This window comes from Neisseria iguanae, from assembly GCF_003013245.1.
In the GTDB taxonomy this organism is placed as follows: domain Bacteria; phylum Pseudomonadota; class Gammaproteobacteria; order Burkholderiales; family Neisseriaceae; genus Neisseria; species Neisseria iguanae.
Map to the genome: position 1 here is coordinate 1 of NZ_PXYY01000022.1, position 18,573 is coordinate 18,573.

Sequence of the window (18,573 nt, forward strand, 5' to 3'; positions counted from 1 at the left end):
ATAGTTGGATCGGAATGTACGGTGCGCGTTCCAAAACCCTGTGCCATGACATAACACGTTTTCGGCAACGATCTTCTTCGGATAACAGATCGACAGTAGCTGTGTGCTTTACGCATCATGCCGACTGAAAACCCTTTGCTGTGAAGAAACACCCGGTTGGCTTTGTATCCTTTATCGGCATAAACCTTGATTCCTCAGGCAATATCGCTAAGCCTCAGTTCGAAGTGATTGCCCCCGTGTCTGCCCGCGGGATTGATGTGCCGCTTTTCAAGATAACCTTTACTGTCGGTATGGGTGTGTTGTTTATAACCGGATTTGAACGTACCGTCTTTCTTTACCCGGCGGGCATCTTTGTCTTTACCGGGTGTGTTTTCTGAAAATACGCTGTTTTCATCGGTTTCCACAGCCTGCCGCTGCTTATCGTCGGCGCGCCGAATCCGGATGAGACAAAAAGCGAAAAGAATCGAATAAATCGAATAAGAATATTAGAAGCAACCGCACAGCCTATTTCTAAAAATGAGGTATTGCCCATCTCAACAGAAAAAATCATTATTCAAGGCTGTCTGAAAAACAACCTATCTGAAAGCATAAAGCGGTTGCCTTCTCCTGCTTTCAGACAGCCTGATAAACGGTTAAAATTTTACCAACTCTTTTACTGTTTCTCGCTCTTCCAATAATTCTCTTAAAGTCAACGCAATACGCTGCTGACTGAATGTATCGGATAAATCCAAACCGTGTACGATTTGATAGTTGCCGTTTTCACAAATCACCGGAAAACCAAAAATCACGTCTTCCGGAATACCGTATGAACCATCGGATGCCACGCCCATGGTGACCCATTTGCCACTGGTACCCAAAATCCAATCGCGCAGGTGGTAGATGATGGCATTACCCGCCGAAGCCGCCGAAGATGCGCCGCGCGCTTCGATGATGGCCGCACCGCGTTTGGCAATTTTCGGCATATAAAAATCAGTGTACCAAGCCTCATCTTGGATCATATCGACCACCAAATCGCCGTTACTGGTGGCGTAGCGGTAATCGGCATACATAGTCGGGCTATGGTTGCCCCAGACACACATTTTTTCAATGGAAGTGACCGGACGGTTGATTTTTTCCGCAATTTGGCTGACCGCACGATGGTGGTCGAGACGCATCAGTGCGCTGAAATTTTTCTTCGAAATATCCGGCGCCGATTTCATCGCAATATAGGTGTTGGTATTGACCGGATTGCCCGCTACCAAGACCTTCACATCACGGCTGGCAACTTTATTCAGTGCTTCGCCTTGCGTTTTGAAAATAGCGGCGTTGGCATTGAGCAAGTCCGAACGTTCCATGCCCTGTTGGCGCGGGCGGGCCCCAATCAGAATCGCAATATCCGCATCCTTAAACGCCTCTTCCGGATCATCGGTCGCAAACACATCAAGCAGCAGCGGAAATGCACAATCGTGCATTTCCATAATCACGCCGTGCAAGGCCTTTTGCGCATGCGGCAAATCCAGCAGCTGCAAAATCACCGGCTGGTCGCGCCCCAGCATAATCCCGCCGGCAATGCGGAACAAGGCCGCATAAGCAATTTGTCCGGCCGCACCGGTAACCGCAATACGGATAGGAGGCTTCAAAGTCATCATAATTCTCCGGAAGGAAAGCAAAATTTTTTTTCAGAAGAATATTATAACAAAGTCTGGCCGCAACAATATGGCGAAGACAGCCGTTTTCGCATGAATATTGAATATACAAAAACTGCCTGAAAAGCGGCACCTTATCCCTGCTTTTCAGACGGGCTTTGCTTTATGATTATTCACAATTCAGATTTTTGACTTTTTCCGGAAAATCGCGCAGCGCGATTTCGCACATTTTTATCCGTTGTTTTTCACCGGCAGCAGACAGCGATTGGCGCAAGAAAGTCGTGTTGCTGCTTTGAGAAATAAAGCCTTTCTCGCCAACCTGACGATAACACGTCTCTGCTACGTTTGAAATATTGCTGACAAACCGGCGGCAGCTCTTTAAAAGCCAAAAGTTCGTGTTTGTGTATGCCTCGCGCCGAAGCGGCTGAAGCTAAAGCCGCCGCCGACAGCAAGTTTGATAAAAGATAAATAAAGGCCGTCTGAAAGATTTCAGATGGCCGGTAAAACACAAAACAAAAGCAGTCTGATAATCCATCAGGCTGCTTTTTAGAAATTGGTCGGAATGAGAGGATTCGAACCTCCGACCCCCTGCACCCCATGCAGGTGCGCTACCAGGCTGCGCTACATTCCGATTGGAGGAGTAAGGATTATAAACAGTCTTGGATATTTTGGCAAACAGGGGATAAGATTCGGGAAAGTGCCATCTGAACCATAGCTGGAGGTCGGCTGTGGTACATACGCGTTTGTCAATAAACAAATAAACCTATGTATGAGCCATAAATATCCAGAATTATCAAACCGGTAAAACTAATGTTGTCTGAAAAAAGATTTCAGACGACATTTGAGCATTACAGCGAATTTGTAGGTTGGATTAAAAACCCAAAAAATATTTGAAAATTAGGAAATGTTGGGTCATAAACCAGCCTACGCCTGCTGTTTCTCGCGCGCGAATCACAACTGCCGCCGAGCGCGCCGCGTACACTAGCCCAAACCGTGGTCAAACCTTTCCGTGAATTTTTCATGCGCAAAGGTGTGCAGCAGGCGTTGCTGGTGTTGGCAATCATGGCTTCGGCGGTTTGTTTGAAGAAGCTGCCCATGGAGAAAATCCTTTAAATCCGGTTTCAAAGGAATTTAGAGGATTTTAGAGGTTTTGAAAAAAGTTAGGTTATTTGATAACCATAGTAACATTTTGTCTGTTGGAAAGGGTTTTGCGAAGATCTCAGGCCGTCTGAAAAAATATTTTCAGACGGCTTTTGTAATGGAAGCAATTGAAATTCGTTCACACCATATTCACGGCAATATACAGCAAAAAGCGGTCATCTGTGTGATTGAGGTTCAATCGGGTAAGTTCGGCGATTTTGTGCAGGCGGTATTCAAGGGTATTGCGGTGGATATACAAAGCCTTGGCTGTTTCCGCCGAATGCATGTTATGGTCGAACCATGCCGATAAAGTTTTGGTCAGCAAACCGTTTTTATCGGCTTGCTTGAGTTTATTGAGCGTGCGTTCTAATTCGCGCCGCTGCCAGCCGTCTTTAAGCTGGTTGAGCAATACCGGTAAAATCAATTCCTGGTAATTGTAAATACGCTGTTCGGGGAAATGGGTTTTGCCCACCTGCAAAGTGGTGTTGGCGGTTTGATACGATAAGGCAATACTGTTGACACCGGCATCACAATCAGCAAAATAATTACCTAACGCAATGCGCACATTCAGCGATGTCTGCCCACTCATTCGCGACACCAGCAATTTCACCCGCTCCATGTGGTTGTGCGCGTCCCAACGTCCGAGAGAATCCAAGGCAGGCTTGAGAATCACGATTTGTGTCAGTGACAAAATCGCGACCAGATTGTCGCGTTCGGGATAGTGCAGCAGGTTTTGCAGATTGTGCAATTCGTTGCTGATGGCTTCGATATTGAGATGGCCGGTATCGACTTCGATAATGCACACCACACGCGGTGTAGACAAATCCACGCCCAAACGTTTCGCCCATTCGTTCATCGACGGGCTGATTTTTTCCGATGAAATCAGATTGAGAATCAGCTCTTCTTTCAAACGTGCATCTTGTGCCAACATCTCAAACAACTGCGCCTGCTCAAGCATCATCTCGGCCGTCATGCACACCAATCGGCCAAATTCGCGTAAATTGTGCGGATCACCGGTCAGGCCGATGACACCAACCGTTTCACCGTCCAAACGCAACGGCAGGTTAATGCCAGGGCGGACACCGTGCAGGTTTTTGGTAATCTGCTCGTCGATATCGACGGTTCGCTCTTGCGAAAGTGCCAACAGCGCGCCGTCGTGGGTTTCGCCTATGCGTTCTTCATCGCCGCTGGCAATGATTCTGCCTTTGGCATCCATAATATTGACGTTGCAGCCGATGATGTCCATCGTACGCTCGACAATTTGCTGGGCCAGCTTCTTATCCAATGAGTAAAACGGCATAAACTTCCCTTTTTTAAGCAGCCGAAAGATTGATTTTCAAAATTTTAGCAATATTCCGTGCAGATAGGACTAAATTTTCCGAGGCATCGGCTGCAGCCTCGGGGAAGGCACAACATTTATTGAGAATACTGAATACTGCATCAATGCCGCAATCATAAACAACCTCAACATCTTTACCCAAGCTGCCGGCAATTACAATCACCGGAATATTGTGTTTTTTCGCCAATTGAGCCACCCCTACCGGCACTTTGCCGTTGATGCTCTGGTGGTCAATACGGCCTTCGCCGGTAATCACCAAAGCGGCCCCGCGTATTTTTTCTTCCAAACCCAGCAAACGGGTGATGATGCCGATACCGCTTTGCAGACTGCCTTTTAATACACCGGCAAACGCCGCACCCAAACCGCCTGCCGCGCCTGCCCCCGGTAATTCTTTGACTTCGACATTCAAATCACGCTGAATAATATCCGCATAATGGTTCAACGCGGCATCCAGTTCTTTTACCATTTCCGGCGTCGCACCCTTTTGCGGCCCGAAAACATGAGTGGCGCCCTTTGCACCAACCAAAGGATTCGTCACATCACATGCGACATCGAAACGGCATTCTTTCAGACGGCCGTCCAAATTTTCCACACTAATAGCTGCCAAATCCGCCAATGCCGCACCGCCATAGACCAGCTCTTTTCCTTCTTTATCGGTAAGCGACACACCCAAAGCCTGCAACATACCCGCCCCGCCGTCATTGGTGGCGCTGCCGCCCAAGCCGATAATGAAATGCCGCACACCTTGGCCAAGCGCTTCCAAAATCAATTGGCCGACGCCGTAAGTCGTGGTGATTAAAGGGTTGCGTTTCTCAAACGGCACTTGTTCCAAGCCACTGGCAGATGCGATTTCGATAAACGCAATTTTTCCATTACCCGACAAACCCCAAAACGCGCTTTGTTTTTCACCCAATGCGCCCACCACTTCACAGGTAATTTTCTTGCCGTTGGCGGCTTCAATCATGGTATCGACGGTGCCTTCGCCACCGTCGGCAACCGGCACTTTCACATATTCGGCTTGTGGGAAAACCGATTGAAAACCTTGTTCGATAAGATTGGCTACCTGCATGGCAGACAAACTTTCCTTATAAGAATCCGGTGCAATGACAATTTTCATGTACTCTGCTCTCTCTATTGATTCCGGCTCAACCTGTCTGAAAGACGGTGAGGCAAGCACAAACGGAACAACAGTCAAACGGATAAAAATGATTCCGTTGCGCTTCTCTTTACAATACGATTGAAAAAGGGGGCTGATCTCTTCCCCCTTTTAATCGTGCTGAGATTAATTTGAACGTTTAACTTCGGTATTGGTCAATTTTTCATAATAGCGCGCCAAGGCACTGTGGTCTGATTCGCCGTGACCGTCTTGTTTCAAGACTTGCATCATTTCCATCACCGCAGCAGTCAACGGCAGGCTGGCACCGACGCCGTGCGAAGTATCCAAAGCATTCGCCAAGTCTTTGATATGCAGATCAATGCGAAAGCCCGGTTTGAAGTTACGGTCGAGTACCATCGGTGCCTTGGCATCCAATACTGTGCTGCCGGCCAAACCGCCGCGAATCGCTTGGTAAACCAATTCCGGATTCACACCGGCTTTAGTGGCCAACACCAAAGCTTCAGACATGGCGGCGATATTCAAAGCCACAATCACTTGGTTAGCCAATTTGGTCACATTACCAGCGCCGATGTCACCGGTATAAACCACGGAACCTGCCATAGCTTTCATCACGTCGTAATATTTGTAGAACACGTCTTTGCTTCCGCCGACCATCACAGACAAAGTGCCGTCGATAGCTTTAGGTTCGCCACCACTCACAGGGGCATCCAACATTTGCACACCTTTTTCTGCCAAGGCTTCGGCAATTTCACGGCTGGCCAAAGGGGCGATCGAACTCATGTCAATCACGGCCAGACCTTCTCGGGCGGCTTCAATCACGCCGTTTTCACCCAATACAACGGTTTTGACGTGTGGTGAGTTCGGCAGCATGGTCACAACCACGTCCACTTGTTCGGCCACCTCTTTCGGTGTTGCCGCGCTTTTCGCACCGGCAGCCGTCACTTCAGCTACGGCTTCCTGATTAAAATCCAATACCACCAGCTCGTAACCTGCTTTCAACAGATTCTTGCTCATGGGTTTGCCCATAATACCTAAGCCGATAAAACCGATTTTCATAATCTTCCTTTCTGTTCGCATCAAATCATTGGTTTTCAGACGGCCTCCAAATGCCATCTGAAATAAGACATTCATTCCCTGAATGCCGGTGAAATATTTATTTCAAAAACTTGCCTGCCAACGCTTGGCTGGCTGCACGGAGCAAGCCCAAATCACTGCCGACGCCGACAAAAGTTGCGCCCCATTCGATATAGCGGCGGGCATCTGCTTCAACCGGCGCCAAAATGCCGCAGGCTTTGCCATGCCGTTTGGCGGCAGCAAAAATATCCTGAATCACTGTTTGAACTTCCGGATGGTTAGGCTGGCCGAGATAACCCAAAGCCGCTGACAAATCGCCCGGTCCGACAAAAATACAGTCAATACCCTCAACCGCCGCAATCGCATCCACATTTTCGATACCCGACGCGCTTTCCACTTGTACCAGCACACCGATATTGTCGTTTATTTTATTAAAGTAATCCGGAACCGTACCGTAACCGTTGTTGCGGTGGCCAACCGATACGCCGCGGATGCCGACCGGCGGATAACGGGTGGAAGCCACTGCCTGAACCGCGTCTTCTTCCGTTTCGACATAAGGTACAAGAATATTGTAAAAACCGATGTCCAACAGGCGCTTAATCACTACCGGATCGTTTTGCGGCGGACGCACGACCGGCATGCTGTTGCTGTCTTTCAAGGCCATCAATTGCGGCACAAACGACAAAACATCATTCGGAGCATGTTCGCCATCCAGCAAAACCCAGTCGAATCCCGCCAATCCTAATACTTCCGTTGTAACCGGACTGCCCAATGCGCTCCAACAACCTATTAATTTTTCATGGTTCAGCAAACGCTGGCGCAACAAGTTAGGAAAATATTTCTCATTCACGCTACGGCTCCTTCTTTGGAAATTTGAAACAGTCTAAAATTTTTCATCTGTTTTATCATCGTGCAAATGCCTGAAAAATGGCGATTGATTTAGCAAAATTATGTGCATCGGCAGATCAGGTTTTGTTGACTATGCCAAATATTACGCTAATGTTCACCCAATCCCGCATTAGCACTTACCAATACCGCTATCCAAAATGTTTCAGACGGCCATTTTATTCTATTAAGGCGTATTTCCTTCATTTCATCATGCGGCATCTTTTGGGCATAAAACACGCCTACTGCGTTAGAAATGCGTGTAAGGTACCAACTTTGCCGTACCTTTCGCCTGGTGTATACGTTTTTCTGCTCGAAAACCTGCAACACAGACGAAATGAGAACACACCCTAAACAAGAAAATAATATTCTGATAACGAAGCAGTTAAACCGGATATTACGCCTTCTTGGTTTAAAACATGTTTTCAAATATATTTTTTAAGCAGCTTTTTCTCTATTTAGGCCGTCTGAAACTTCTGCCTATTGACAAAACGCCCGTTCACGATTTGTAAAAGACTTCATCTGTTTTTTATCAAACTTTGTACATTTGCACAAAAAACCGCCGACTACATCAAACTAGATTAAGTGATTCAGCCAGTTCCTGCCCACCTGCATTTGCCTATAATAACCACAGGCAAATTGAATAACACCCCATATTCTTTTTCAGACGGCCTTAATGCTGAAAGGCCACCTGAAATCCTTGATTTTAAACCCATTCGTTTAAGGAGTTGTACCATGTCTACCCCAGTAATTACCGAAATGACCGTGATTCCCGTAGCCGGCCACGACAGCATGCTGTTGAACCTGAGCGGTGCACACGCGCCTTATTTCACTCGCAATATCGTGATTTTGAAAGACAACAGCGGCAACACCGGTGTCGGCGAAGTGCCGGGCGGTGAGAAAATCCGCCAAACCTTGGAAGACGCCAAACCTTTGGTTATCGGTAAAACCTTAGGCGAATACAAAAACGTGATGAATGCCGTACGCAACAACTTTGCCGACCGCGATGCCGGCGGCCGTGGTTTGCAAACTTTTGACTTGCGCACCACTATCCACGTGGTGACTGCCATCGAAGCGGCCATGTTGGATTTGTTGGGCAAATTCCTGAATGTGACCGTAGCTTCGCTGCTGGGAGATGGCCAACAACGCGATGCGGTAGAAATGCTGGGCTACCTGTTCTTCATCGGCGACCGCAAAAAAACCGACCTGCCTTACCAAAATCAAGAAAACGATCCTTGCGACTGGTACCGCGTGCGTCATGAAGCAGCCATGACTGCTGATTCCGTAGTGCGTTTGGCAGAAGCTGCTTACGAAAAATACGGCTTCAATGATTTCAAACTCAAAGGCGGCGTGTTGGATGGTTTCGAAGAAGCCGAATCCGTCAAAGCCTTGGCCAAACGTTTCCCGGAAGCACGCGTGACACTTGACCCGAATGGCGCATGGTCTTTGGAACAAGCCATCCAAATCGGTAAAGAATTAAAAGGCGTATTGGCTTATGCGGAAGACCCTTGCGGTGCCGAACAAGGCTATTCGGGCCGCGAAGTAATGGCCGAATTCCGCCGTGCCACCGGTTTGCCGACTGCAACCAATATGATTGCGACCGACTGGCGTCAAATGGGACACACCATTTCATTGCAATCTGTCGATATTCCGCTCGCAGACCCGCATTTCTGGACCATGCAAGGTTCGGTTCGTGTCGCACAAATGTGTCACGAGTGGGGTCTGACTTGGGGTTCGCATTCCAACAACCACTTCGACATTTCTTTAGCCATGTTTACCCATGTGGCCGCTGCCGCACCGGGCGACATCACCGCCATCGATACCCACTGGATCTGGCAGGAAGGCAACCAACGCCTGACCAAAGAACCGCTGCAAATCAAAGGAGGCCTGGTCGAAATACCGAAAAAACCGGGTTTGGGTGTGGAATTGGATATGGACCAAGTGGCCAAGGCGCACGAATTGTACAAAAACATGGGCTTGGGGGCGCGTAACGATGCAATGGCCATGCAATACCTGATCCCGGGCTGGGAATTCGACAACAAAAAACCTTGCTTGGTGCGCTGATAACAAATACACCGGTTTGACGGTCATTAATACAGGCCGTCTGAAAACGGTCTGTATTTTAAAATAAACCTGTATGACTGACTGATAAGCAACAACATCCGGATTTGCTACTGTCCGATATATATGTAAAGGAAAAACTATGGAAGCCACTGTAAGCAGCGGCCAAATGCTCTTAGGCTTGGCTGTGGGTATTGCCCTTCTGTTGTTCTTGGCCATGAAAACGCGCATTCACGTTTTCGTCGCCCTGATTGCAGCATCATTGACCACCGGCCTCATCGGCGGTCTGCCGTTTGCCGATGTGATGAAATCCATTACCGGCGGCTTCGGCAGCACCTTGGGCAGCACCGGTATCATCATCGGCTTGGGCGTCATGGTGGGCGCAGTATTAGAGCGTTCCGGGGCTGCCGAACAAATGGCGTTTTCCATCATTAAATTAATCGGTAAAGCCAAAGAAGAATGGGCATTGGCCTTAACCGGCTATGTGGTGGCAATCCCTGTATTCTCCGATTCCGGCCTGATTATCCTGACCCCGTTGGCAAAGTCTTTATCACGCATGACCGGCAAGAGTGTGATCGGTTTGGGTTTGGCTCTGGCAACCGGTTTGCAATTGGCGCATGTATTCATTCCACCGACGCCGGGGCCGCTGGCTGTGGCCGGCATTTTGGAAATCGACATGGGTGTGATGATTTTGTGGGGTATTTTGCTCACTATTCCGACCCTGATTGCTTCGACTTTATACTGTAAATGGCTCGGTAAAAAAATCTACATGATTCCGAACGATGAAGGTGAATTTGACCGCAAAGAATTCCGTGAAGAATACATCCGTTCGATTGAAAACATGGAGCAAATCTACAAAGACAAAAACCTGCCGGGTGCCGGTCTGTCGTTTGCCCCAATTATCATTCCGTTGATTCTGATTCTGGGTAACACCACTGCCAGCTTCTTGAAAATGGATAATGCTTTGGCTGCTTTCTTCAAAATCGTCGGACATCCGATTATCGCCCTGATTATCGGCTTGATGGTTGCGCTGTATGGTTTGGCTCGTCGCTTGAGCAAGCAGGAAATCAATAAAGCAATTGAAGACGGTGTGAAATCTACCGGTATGATTCTGTTTATTACCGGTGCGGGTGGTGCTTTGGGTTATGTCGTACGCGATGCCGGTATCGGGAACGCCTTGGGCGAAGCAGTATTAAACGTCGGTATTCCGGGCATTTTGATTCCATTCGTGATTGCCGCCTTGATGCGTATCTCCTTGGGGAGCGCAACCGTCGCACTGATTACCGCCGCCACCCTGACCGCACCTTTGGTACCGCAATTAGGCTTGAACCCTACCTTGGTCGCCATGTCGACTTGCGCCGGAGCCGTATCGTTCAGTTACTTCAACGACAGTGGTTTCTGGGTATTTAACGGCCTGTACGGTTTGAAAGAAGTGAAAGACCAATTTATGGCCAAAACCATGATTTCCTTCATCGGTTCAGGTTCGTGCTTGGCTTTGGTACTCATCTTCAATGCCTTTATGTCTTAATCCAGTCTATCAAGCAAAGGCCGTCTGAAATTTCAGGCGGCCTCTTTACAACAAATAAAACTATAAAATTCAATATATTAAGAATATATTTAACAAAATTAATTTTAAAATATACAAAACTTTATTTCAATTACAGAAAATCTTAGTTAAAATAAACCCATCTAAAGAAAACCGTTCGAAGTATTATTTTCAGACGGCCTTTACCATACTAAGGAATACCATCATGTTGCTGGCACTCTCTTTACGCGATTTCGTGATTGTTGAAAACCTAAACTTAGATTTCCAAAACGGCTTTACCGTCTTAACCGGAGAAACCGGTGCCGGTAAATCCATCACACTTGATGCGCTCGGCTTGCTTTTAGGCGATAAAGCCGATTACAGCCAAGTGCGCAACGGTGCCAAAGAAGCGCAATTGTCTGCCCTATTCGACATCGGAAGCCTGCCGCAGCTGCAAGCCCAATTACGTGAACAAGGTTTGCTGGAAGACGATGCAGAAGAACTCAATATCCGCCGTATCATCGATGCCAAAGGCAAAAGCCGCAGCTACATCAATAACCAAGCCGCAACATTGGCGCAGCTCAAAACCATCGGCGGGCAACTGATTGATATCCACGGCCAAAACGCCCATCATTCCTTGAATCAAGAACCCGCCCAACGTCAGCTTTTAGATGCCTTTGCCGGCGCATTGGATCAAACCGAGAACGTCCGCCAGCAATATCAAAATTGGGTCGCCGCCAAAAAATCGCTGCAAGAAGCGCAAGAGCAATCTGAAAACATCTCCATCGAGCGCGAACGCTTGGAATGGCAGTTTAACGAACTGGCCCAGCTCAACCTGCAAGCCGGCGAATGGGAAACCCTCAACCAAAGCCACGACAACTTGGCGCACTCTGCCGAACTTTTGCAAACTGCCGAACAAATCGGCGAAAACATCGATGGCGACAACGGCATCCAACGCCAAATCTACCAATGCCAAAAATTACTCGGCAATCTGCAAAATATCGAACCGCGCTTTGCCGAAAGCCTGAACATGCTGGCCAGCATTGAAGCCGAGCTGGGCGAAATCAGCGCCAATATGCGCGACATTGCCGGACGCACCGACATCAACCCCGACGAATTGGCCGAACAAGAACGCCGCATGGCCGAACTCATGAGTATGGCCCGCAAATACCGCATCAGACCTGAAGCTTTGCCGGACAAATTGACCGAAATCTCCAGCCGATTGGAAACCTTGCATGCAGCCACCGATTTAGAAGCCTTGGAAGCTGCCGTTGCCCAACAATTTGCCGAATATCAAGAAGCCGCACACACACTTTCCGCCATGCGCCATCGAGCCGCCGTCCGTTTAAGCAGCGAAACCACCGAACACATGCAACACTTAGCGATGAAAGGCGCACGTTTCGACATCGTTTTACTGCCATCATCGCCAACCGCACACGGCTTGGAACAAGTGCAATTTCAAGTCGTTGCCAACAAAGGCAGCGTACCGCGCCCGTTAAACAAAGTCGCATCGGGAGGTGAACTGGCGCGTATCAGCTTAGCGATTCAAGTTGTATCCAGCCAATACACCCATGTGCCTACCTTGATTTTTGACGAAGTCGATACCGGTATCGGCGGCGGCGTGGCCGAAATAGTCGGGAAAGCCCTACGTGCCTTGGGTAAACAGCATCAAGTCTTGGCTGTGACCCATTTGCCGCAAGTTGCATCCTGCGGTGAACAACATTGGCAGGTATGCAAACACAGTAAAGGCGAACAAACCGTCAGCGAAATCCGCGTGTTGAACGAACAAGAGCGCGTGGAAGAAGTTGCCCGTATGCTTGGCGGTGAAACCATCACCGACACCACCCGCCACCATGCTGCCGAATTGCTCACCCTTGCCGCTGCCTGATGTGAATGGGCACATTTCAGCCGACAGGCCGGGCGCTTGACAAAACCCAGACCGAACCGATAAAGCAGTGCCCGTCATTATCAGGTTACGATTCGATAATCCGGCTTTGGCTATTCAGAATATTATGCTGAAATCTGAAACTTATATTTCATCCATCTCTTAAAGCAATGACATATTATGGATAAGGCGACACCAACAGAACGACCGGATTATCAGGTCGGTGTCCGATAATAATGGTCTGAAATGAGTTCGCTTTTGCAAAGACATCCGGCCGCCTGAAAACTGGAAAAAAGCAATATGTTCTTTTCCAACTTTCAGACGGCCTGTTTTTATCTTGCCGGAAATCCTGCTTAAATTCACTTACGCCGTTTTTTCAAAGCCTTACAAGCAAGGGGGCCGTTGTGTTGTCTTTGCAAACTCTGCTTTTGAAATTCACACAATTTAAGCAACTCTTCATTTGGCGTAATGTGCATAATCGTCCGCTCAAACCGACGCAGCTGACAACCCCGAAGCCAATGCCGAAAACATTATTTGTTTATTTCAATCCCCTTTCAATCATCAAACACTCCATAGGTTAATACTCATCACTTTTACTTTAAAATATCCCATCTTGAAAATTTTCAGACGACCTCAATAAGTGTATGATGCTGCTATCTTACCTTAAGGAAACCTTATGAACATTCTGTTTGTCGCCGACCCGATGGCCGCTTTTAAAACCTATAAAGACACCACTTACGCCATGATGCGCGAAATGGCCGGGCGCGGCTGGCAACTTTCGCATACTTTAAGCAGCGAATTATCAGTACAACAGGGTTTGGTGAGGGCACAGGTGACACCGTTTAAATTTTTAGGCACGAAAGACGAACACGATCACGCATGGTTTCAAAGCGGCGATAAAGTTCAGACGGCCTTAAACGATTTCGATGCCGTGATTATGCGTACCGACCCGCCGTTTGATATGCAATACCTGTATGCCACGCAATTTTTGACGCTGGCGGCCGAACAAGGCGCAAAAGTATTCAACAGCGGACAAGCTATGCGCGATTTCAATGAAAAGCTGGCGATTTTGAATTTCAGCCAATTTACGGCACCAACCTTGGTTACCACCCGTTCGGCAGACGTGCGCACATTTTTAAAACAACATGGCGACATCATCGTCAAACCGCTCGACGGCATGGGCGGCATGGGTATTTTCCGCCTCACCGGACAAGACCCCAACACCGGCAGCATTTTGGAAACCTTAATGCAGCTTGATTCACGCACCATCATGGCACAACGCTATATTCCTGAAATCGTTGACGGCGACAAACGCATTCTGATTATCGGCGGCGAAGTCGTGCCTTACGCATTGGCGCGTATTCCGCAAAACGGCGAGACACGCGGAAATTTGGCCGCAGGTGGTCGCGGGGTCGCGCAAGAATTGAGTGAGAAAGACCGCGAAATCGCCGAAACCCTCGCACCCGAACTTAAACGCCGCGGTATTTTGTTGGCCGGTTTGGATGTCATCGGCAGCAAGCTGACCGAAATCAACGTTACCAGTCCGACCGGTTTCCAAGAAATCATGAAGCAGAAAGACTTTGATGTGGCGGCGATGTTTGCCGATGCAGTTGAATCTTGGTCAAAAGCCTGACTCAAACAAAAAAAGCCGTCTGAAAACGATTATTTTCTTCAGACGGCCTGTTATCTTACTCAATACAATCTCAAATTCATTATCTGCCATGAAGAACGATTCTTTCGCTGCCACTAAAAAAAGCAAAACCGGTCTTCAACGCATCATCAACGCTTTCGGTTACTCCAAAGACGGCCTGAAAGCCGCCTACCGCTTCGAAAGCGCATTCCGCCAATTGGTGCTGCTGAACACCCTCTTGATCATCGCTGCCTTTTTTTTATTTAATTTCGGTCCTTCCACACGAATTTTGCTGACTATGGCTTCATTTATTTCGCTGATTACCGAACTGTTCAACACCGCCATTGAAGCCGCAGTGGACCACACCTCCACTGCAAAACACGAGCTGGCCAAACGCGCAAAAGATGCAGGCTCGGCCGCGCAGCTTTTGGCCTTGACCTTGCTAGCTTTCGTTTGGATGATGTCACTCTGGCGCGAATACGGGTTTAACCTGTTTTAACCTGCATTTTAATCCACGTCAAAGTATTCGGACGGCCTTTGTAATATTATCTTATTACCGTCATTCATCAAGGAATGTAACATGAAAAAGCTTTTGGCAACCTTAATCATCGCCGGCTTGGCTACCTCTGTCTCAGCCGCAGGCATCCAAGTTAAAGATACATGGGCGCGTGCTACTGTTGAAGGCATGCACATGAGCGGTGCGTTCATGACCATCCATAATGACAACGCCAAACAAGATTTCTTACTCGGGGGCAGTAGCGATGTTGCTGAGCGCGTTGAAGTGCATACCCACATTAACGATAACGGCGTGATGCGTATGCGTGAAGTCAAAGGCGGCGTACCGTTACCGGGAAAAGCTGACACCGAATTGAAACCAGGGAGCTACCACATTATGTTCATGGGGTTGAAACGCGCCCTGAAAGAGGGTGAAACCATTCCTGTAACACTCAAATTCAAAAACGAAAAACCACAAACCGTCAACGTGCCGGTAAAAACCACCCCAATGTCTGCCATGCATAAAGACCAACATGGTGTGGGCGTACACCAACACTAATTTTTAACGTGTTACCGCATATTCCAAGGCCGTCTGAAAACGATATGATTTTCAGACGGCCTTTGCCTGTTTCAACAAGCGCCACCGCTACCTAAGCGGAACCAGTACACGGTAGACTTACACAGACAGTACGGATAGTATGGAGCCGATTCCGTTCGTTGCCGCATCGGCGGCTGACAAAACCGTTTTCTTTAAACCGAGGCAGGCCAACACCGTATCCGTTTTTTAGCGATTTCACTATATGCTACAATTCCGCTTTAAATTTTCAGTTTATTCCCCATATCTACCCGCATGAATACTCAACACGCCCTGCAAAACATCATCATCGGCCTTTCCGGCGGTGTTGATTCGTCCGTCACTGCAGCCTTATTGAAAAAACGAGGCCATCAAGTCAACGGCGTATTTATGCAAAACTGGGAAGATGACGACAATGACGAATATTGCAGCATCAAGCAAGATTCGTTCGATGCCATTACCGTGGCCGATATCATCGGTATCGACATTGATATTGTAAATTTTGCCAAGCAATACAAAGATAATGTATTTGCCTACTTCTTAAAAGAATACAGCGCCGGCCGCACGCCCAATCCCGATGTATTGTGCAATGCCGAAATCAAATTTAAATGCTTCTTGGATTACGCCATCGAACAAGGCGCAGATAGCATTGCCACCGGTCACTACGCACGCAAAGAAGTGCGCGACGGCGTGCATTATCTGCTCAAAGGTCTCGACCAAAACAAAGACCAAAGCTATTTCCTCTACCGCTTAAAGCCGAATCAGCTCGAGCGTTCGATTTTTCCTTTAGGCAACTTGGAAAAAACCGAAGTGCGTCGCCTGGCTGCCGAATTCAAGCTGCCGACTGCTACCAAAAAAGACAGCACCGGCATTTGCTTTATCGGTGAGCGCCCGTTTCGCGAATTTCTGCAAAAATACCTGCCGACCAACAACGGCAAAATGGTCACGCCTGAAGGCAAAGTTGTCGGCAGACATGTCGGCCTGATGTTTTACACCTTAGGCCAGCGCAAAGGGCTGGGCATCGGCGGTGCGGGCGAACCGTGGTTTGTTGCCGCCAAAGATTTGGGCAAAAACGAATTAATCGTCGTCCAAGGCCACGACCATCCGTTGCTTTATACAAACAGCCTGATTATGGACGATTTGAGCTTTACCCTGCCCGAACGTCCGAAATCCGGCCGCTACAGCTGCAAAACCCGTTACCGCATGGCCGATGCCGCCTGCGAGTTGCGCTATCTTGATGATAATACCATCGAATTGGTTTTCGACGAACCGCAATGGGCAGTTACCCCCGGCCAATCCGCCGTACTTTACGATGACGATGTATGCTTGGGAGGCGGCATTATCATGTCGACCGATAAACCCGTTATCATCAAATAAGCCGACAAAGGCTGTCTGAACATTGACACCGTCTTTCAGTATTCAATCTGTTTAGGCTGCTATAATCCTTCCGTTTAAACCATATCAATGGTTTTCTTCCATTTTACTATTACCACAAGAGACTAATTATCCATGGAAAAACCTTGGTTGCAAAGTTATGAAGCAGGCGTTGCGCATGAAATCGACATTACCCGCTACCAATCCATCATTGACGTGTTCCAGAAAAGCGTAGCCAAATTCGGCAACAAACCGGCATTTCAAAACATGGGCAAATCGCTCAGCTACAACGAAACCGCCAAGCTTGCCACCGATTTTGCTTCTTATCTGCAAAATGTCTTAAAGCTGCAACGCGGCGAACACGTGGCCATCATGATGCCCAATCTGCTGCAATATCCGGTAGCTTTATTCGGTATTTTGAAGGCCGGATTGGTTGTCGTGAACACCAATCCGCTCTATACCCCGCGCGAACTCGAACATCAGCTTAAAGACAGCGGTGCCACCACCATCATCGTGTTGGAAAATTTCGCCAACACGTTGGAATTGGTCTTGCCCCGCACCGACATCAAAAACGTGATTATCGCTTCCGTTGGTGAAATGTTCGGCGCGATTAAAGGCAGCCTGATGAACTTTGTATTGCGCAAAGTGAAAAAAATGGTGCCCGATTACCGCATTTCCGATACCGTAAGCTTTCATACGGCCTTAAAACAAGGCGCAAGACATTCCTTCCGTCCTGTTGAATTAAACCGTGAAGATACCGCTTTTTTGCAATATACCGGTGGCACCACCGGCGCAGCCAAAGGCGCCATGCTCAGCCACGGCAATATTTGTGCCAACATGATGCAGGCTTCGGAATGGATTAAAAACCTGTTACGCGAAGGCGAAGAAGTCGTCATCGCCGCCCTGCCGCTTTACCACATCTTCGCGCTTACCGTAAACCTGATGATTTTCTCCAATGCCGGTTCCAAAATCGTTTTGATTACCAACCCGCGCGATATAAAACGCTTTATCGGTGACATGAAAAAAGACCGTATCAGCGTGTTTGTCGGCGTCAATACCCTGTTCAACGGTTTGACCAACCGTCCTGAATTTGCCGAAATCGACTTTTCCGGTCTGAAGCTGACTTTGGGCGGCGGCATGGCAACCCAACGTGCCGTAGCGGAAAAATGGAAAAAACTTACCGGCACAACGATTGTCGAAGCCTACGGCCTGACCGAGTGCAGCCCGGGCGTGTGTTGCAACCCCTTGAATATCAGCGCATACAGCGGCGGTATCGGCCTGCCTGTACCTTCTACCGAAATCGAATTACGCGATGGCGACGGCAATCTTGTACCGCAAGGCCGACCGGGTGAGATGTGGGTGCGCGGACCGCAAGTGATGAAAGGCTATTGGAACCGCCCTGAAGACACAGCCAAAGCCATCGACAGCGAAGGCTTTATCGAAACCGGCGATATTGCCGTGATGGATGAAAAAGGCTGGTTCAAACTGGTTGACCGTAAAAAAGACTTAATCGTGATTTCCGGCTTCAACGTTTATCCGAATGAAATCGAAGAAGTCATCGCCCATCACGATAAGGTTTTGGAAGTCGCCTGTATCGGCGTGCCGAACGAAAAAACAGGTGAAGCCCTGAAAGTATTTGTGGTAAGAAAAGACAATTCGCTCACCGATAAAGAATTAATCGATTTCTGCCGTACCGAACTGACCGCCTACAAAGTGCCGAAAGACATCGAATTCCGCGACGAATTGCCGAAATCCAATGTCGGCAAAATCCTGCGCCGCGAATTGCGCAATGAAGTATTGGAAAAATAAGCAGTTCGGACTGATTCATTTTCCTTTCCCACGTTTGCCA

Annotated in this window: 14 protein-coding genes, 1 tRNA gene and 2 pseudogenes; 9 read left to right on the top strand and 8 right to left on the bottom strand. The window is 48.3% G+C overall.

What is annotated here, in order from left to right; all coding sequences use genetic code 11:
* Positions 1-194: 194 nt before the first annotated feature.
* From C7N83_RS05105 to C7N83_RS05120, 4 genes and pseudogenes are all read right to left on the bottom strand, one after another.
* Complete coding sequence (locus tag C7N83_RS05105; protein ID WP_106741107.1) at positions 195-404, bottom strand: hypothetical protein; 210 nt, start codon at positions 402-404, stop codon at positions 195-197.
* 228 nt (positions 405-632) lie between these two features.
* Entirely contained in the window at positions 633-1,625 is a 993-nt protein-coding gene (locus C7N83_RS05110) for a malate dehydrogenase (protein ID WP_106741109.1), read from the bottom strand.
* 169 nt (positions 1,626-1,794) lie between these two features.
* A pseudogene (locus C7N83_RS15815) lies at positions 1,795-2,095 on the bottom strand (hypothetical protein).
* Between the two features lie 84 nt (positions 2,096-2,179).
* Positions 2,180-2,256 (bottom strand) — tRNA-Pro (locus tag C7N83_RS05120).
* Positions 2,257-2,549: 293 nt separating this feature from the next.
* Here C7N83_RS05120 and C7N83_RS16935 point away from each other — a divergent pair.
* A pseudogene (locus C7N83_RS16935) lies at positions 2,550-2,681 on the top strand (AmpG family muropeptide MFS transporter); the annotation flags it as partial.
* A 223-nt stretch (positions 2,682-2,904) separates the two neighbouring features.
* On the opposite strand, the gene C7N83_RS05125 reads toward C7N83_RS16935, so the two are convergent.
* From C7N83_RS05125 to garL, 4 genes are all read right to left on the bottom strand, one after another.
* Entirely contained in the window at positions 2,905-4,065 is a 1,161-nt protein-coding gene (locus C7N83_RS05125) for a CdaR family transcriptional regulator (protein ID WP_106741111.1), read from the bottom strand.
* A 13-nt stretch (positions 4,066-4,078) separates the two neighbouring features.
* Entirely contained in the window at positions 4,079-5,221 is a 1,143-nt protein-coding gene (locus C7N83_RS05130) for a glycerate kinase (RefSeq protein ID WP_106741113.1), read from the bottom strand.
* Between the two features lie 165 nt (positions 5,222-5,386).
* Positions 5,387-6,352: a 2-hydroxy-3-oxopropionate reductase gene (gene garR, locus C7N83_RS05135; RefSeq protein WP_342747593.1), complete on the bottom strand. Its 966-nt coding sequence runs from the start codon at positions 6,350-6,352 to the stop codon at positions 5,387-5,389.
* A 22-nt stretch (positions 6,353-6,374) separates the two neighbouring features.
* Entirely contained in the window at positions 6,375-7,145 is a 771-nt protein-coding gene (garL, locus tag C7N83_RS05140) for a 2-dehydro-3-deoxyglucarate aldolase (RefSeq protein WP_106741115.1), read from the bottom strand.
* 770 nt (positions 7,146-7,915) lie between these two features.
* Between garL and gudD the strand changes: the two genes are divergently transcribed.
* The 8 genes from gudD to C7N83_RS05180 all read left to right on the top strand — a co-directional run bounded on the left by gudD (position 7,916) and on the right by C7N83_RS05180 (position 18,533).
* Positions 7,916-9,244, top strand: coding sequence for a glucarate dehydratase (gene gudD, locus C7N83_RS05145; RefSeq protein ID WP_106741116.1), 1,329 nt, complete (start codon positions 7,916-7,918; stop codon positions 9,242-9,244).
* A gap of 139 nt (positions 9,245-9,383) precedes the next feature.
* A complete protein-coding gene (locus C7N83_RS05150; RefSeq protein ID WP_106741118.1) occupies positions 9,384-10,769 on the top strand; it encodes a GntP family permease in 1,386 nt (461 codons plus the stop codon).
* 223 nt (positions 10,770-10,992) lie between these two features.
* Positions 10,993-12,654 (top strand): DNA repair protein RecN, encoded by a 1,662-nt coding sequence (gene recN / locus C7N83_RS05155; RefSeq protein ID WP_106741120.1) that lies wholly within the window; start codon positions 10,993-10,995, stop codon positions 12,652-12,654.
* Between the two features lie 673 nt (positions 12,655-13,327).
* Positions 13,328-14,284, top strand: a complete 957-nt coding sequence (gshB, locus tag C7N83_RS05160; RefSeq protein ID WP_106741121.1) for a glutathione synthase — start codon at positions 13,328-13,330, stop codon at positions 14,282-14,284.
* An 88-nt stretch (positions 14,285-14,372) separates the two neighbouring features.
* Positions 14,373-14,780, top strand: a complete 408-nt coding sequence (locus C7N83_RS05165) for a diacylglycerol kinase (protein ID WP_106741140.1) — start codon at positions 14,373-14,375, stop codon at positions 14,778-14,780.
* Positions 14,781-14,861: 81 nt separating this feature from the next.
* Positions 14,862-15,335: a copper chaperone PCu(A)C gene (locus C7N83_RS05170; RefSeq protein WP_106741123.1), complete on the top strand. Its 474-nt coding sequence runs from the start codon at positions 14,862-14,864 to the stop codon at positions 15,333-15,335.
* Positions 15,336-15,626: 291 nt separating this feature from the next.
* Positions 15,627-16,727: a tRNA 2-thiouridine(34) synthase MnmA gene (mnmA, locus tag C7N83_RS05175; protein WP_106741124.1), complete on the top strand. Its 1,101-nt coding sequence runs from the start codon at positions 15,627-15,629 to the stop codon at positions 16,725-16,727.
* A 132-nt stretch (positions 16,728-16,859) separates the two neighbouring features.
* Positions 16,860-18,533, top strand: coding sequence for an AMP-binding protein (locus tag C7N83_RS05180; protein ID WP_106741126.1), 1,674 nt, complete (start codon positions 16,860-16,862; stop codon positions 18,531-18,533).
* The last annotated feature ends 40 nt before the right edge of the window (positions 18,534-18,573 follow it).

Excerpts from the sequence above, each read along its gene's own strand:
- gshB (WP_106741121.1), top strand. The coding sequence starts at position 13,328 with ATGAACATTCTGTTTGTCGCCGACCCGATGGCCGCTTTTAAAACCTAT.
- C7N83_RS05170 (WP_106741123.1), top strand. The coding sequence starts at position 14,862 with ATGAAAAAGCTTTTGGCAACCTTAATCATCGCCGGCTTGGCTACCTCT.
- C7N83_RS05150 (WP_106741118.1), top strand. The coding sequence starts at position 9,384 with ATGGAAGCCACTGTAAGCAGCGGCCAAATGCTCTTAGGCTTGGCTGTG.
- C7N83_RS05180 (WP_106741126.1), top strand. The coding sequence starts at position 16,860 with ATGGAAAAACCTTGGTTGCAAAGTTATGAAGCAGGCGTTGCGCATGAA.
- C7N83_RS05130 (WP_106741113.1), bottom strand. The coding sequence starts at position 5,221 with ATGAAAATTGTCATTGCACCGGATTCTTATAAGGAAAGTTTGTCTGCC.
- recN (WP_106741120.1), top strand. The coding sequence starts at position 10,993 with ATGTTGCTGGCACTCTCTTTACGCGATTTCGTGATTGTTGAAAACCTA.
- gudD (WP_106741116.1), top strand. The coding sequence starts at position 7,916 with ATGTCTACCCCAGTAATTACCGAAATGACCGTGATTCCCGTAGCCGGC.
- C7N83_RS05110 (WP_106741109.1), bottom strand. The coding sequence starts at position 1,625 with ATGACTTTGAAGCCTCCTATCCGTATTGCGGTTACCGGTGCGGCCGGA.
- C7N83_RS05125 (WP_106741111.1), bottom strand. The coding sequence starts at position 4,065 with ATGCCGTTTTACTCATTGGATAAGAAGCTGGCCCAGCAAATTGTCGAG.
- mnmA (WP_106741124.1), top strand. The coding sequence starts at position 15,627 with ATGAATACTCAACACGCCCTGCAAAACATCATCATCGGCCTTTCCGGC.
- C7N83_RS05165 (WP_106741140.1), top strand. The coding sequence starts at position 14,373 with ATGAAGAACGATTCTTTCGCTGCCACTAAAAAAAGCAAAACCGGTCTT.
- garR (WP_342747593.1), bottom strand. The coding sequence starts at position 6,352 with ATGAATGTCTTATTTCAGATGGCATTTGGAGGCCGTCTGAAAACCAAT.